Raw genomic sequence first — 1600 nt, 5'->3', positions numbered from 1 at the left:
TGGAGTCGCGCCAGCTCGGTTGCGCTGGCCCGGACTTCACGGCATTGCGAAACAACGTCCACTGAACACCGAAGGCATTGCCCTGGGCGTCCTGGAGGTTGGCGGTGACGTACCACCATTCGATGCGAAAGCCTGGATGTGGGCCGTGGTCCTCGGGGAACGCGAACACTTTGCCGGGCACCACCTGGACGAAGTCGGCGGCATCGCTGCCAAGACCGGCAAAGCTTTCCTGGGGTGCGGGGGCTTTATCGCATGCGCTCAGCAGCAGCAACAGCGCCAGCCCCAACGCTTTAATCTTCATGGGCAAACGTCCTCAACAAATCCGCCGGGCGGCTGCGGTACAGCTGCCACAATGGCCAGGCCGACGCCAGCAGCGTGGCAAGCATCGCCAGGCCCATCAACTGCGCCAGCTGCCCGGGGAACACCTGCAATGGCAGGCGCCAGCCAAAGGCTTGCACGTTGATCACTGCATCCAGGCACCACGCCAGCAGCAGCCCCAGGGGCAACGCCAGCACCAGGGTAAGCACCGCCAGCAGCCAGGTCTGGCCCAGGTTGAGCAGCATCAGTTGGCGGCGCGTGACCCCCAGTGCCCACAACGGCGCCAGTTGGCCGAGGCGACTCTGGCTCTGGGTCAACAGGCTGATGAACAGCGCCACACCCGCCACGCCAAGGGTCAGGCTGTTCAACGCGGCGGTGGCGGCGAAGGTGCGCTCGAAGACCTGGCTGGACCACCCCTTCAGTTGCTGTTGATCGATGATGCGGCTGTCTTCCAGGTCGAACTCACGCTGCACATCCCGCACCAGCGGCGGCACATCCTGGGGTGCCACGCGCAGGTTGAAACGCACCGGTGACAGCGTCGGCCAATGCGCCAGCAAGTGCTTGGCGTTGACCAATAGATGGCCCTTGGGGTTGCCGTAGTCGGCGTAGATGCCGACGATTGTCGGTGCCCATGGGCCCTGGGGCGTGGGGAATTGAATGGTGTCGCCCAGGCGCACGTTCAAGCGTCGCGCCAATTGCTCGCTGAGCATCACGCTGTCGTCCTGCAGCAAGCGGTCCCAGGGTGCGCTGGCCGCCTCCAGCAGCGGCCAGTGCTGGCGATAGGTGGGGTCGTCGACCACGCCGAACACCTCCGCCGGCCAGCCCTGCAACTGCACCGCGACTTGCCAGCCGGGCAGCACCGCGCGCACCCGTGGTTGTTGCGCCAGCCAGGTTTGCAAGTGCTGCGCCTGGGCCGGATTTTGCGGGTTGAGGTACAGCTCGGCGGTGAGACGCTGCTCCAGCCAGTTATTGAACGTGCTGCGAAACCCCGACGTCATGGAGCCCGCACCGATATTCGCCGCCAGGGCCAGCAACAATGCCATCAGGGCCAGACTCAGGGCCGGCAATTGCTGACGGCAGTCGGCGAGAAACCATTGGCCCAGCACCGAACGGCTGCGTCCCAGCACGCCCTTCAACACCCCATTGAGCAGCACCGGCAGGCCGAGTGCGGCGCCCAGCAGCAAGGCCGCCATCAGCACGAACCCGGCGGTCAGGCTGTTGCCCCAGACCAGCGCCAGCAGCGCAACGACCAGCGCCACGCCCGCCACCCAGCCCTGGCGTC

Annotated in this window: 2 protein-coding genes; both read right to left on the bottom strand. The window is 65.9% G+C overall.

The window, feature by feature from the left end:
• Window positions 1–301: lipocalin-like domain-containing protein (locus tag BFP96_RS00240; protein ID WP_305885244.1), on the bottom strand; the 301-nt coding region annotated here is incomplete at its 3' end.
• Window positions 291–1600 (bottom strand): ABC transporter permease (locus BFP96_RS00235; protein WP_139113289.1); only part of this gene is annotated, 1310 nt, incomplete at its 5' end. The genes BFP96_RS00240 and BFP96_RS00235, both read right to left, overlap by 11 nt.

Origin of the sequence: Pseudomonas sp. 34 E 7 (assembly GCF_900005715.1) — a bacterium.
In the GTDB taxonomy this organism is placed as follows: domain Bacteria; phylum Pseudomonadota; class Gammaproteobacteria; order Pseudomonadales; family Pseudomonadaceae; genus Aquipseudomonas; species Aquipseudomonas orientalis_A.
The sequence above is the reverse complement of the archived record's forward strand: the minus strand, read 5'-3'. Positions and strand labels throughout refer to the sequence as shown.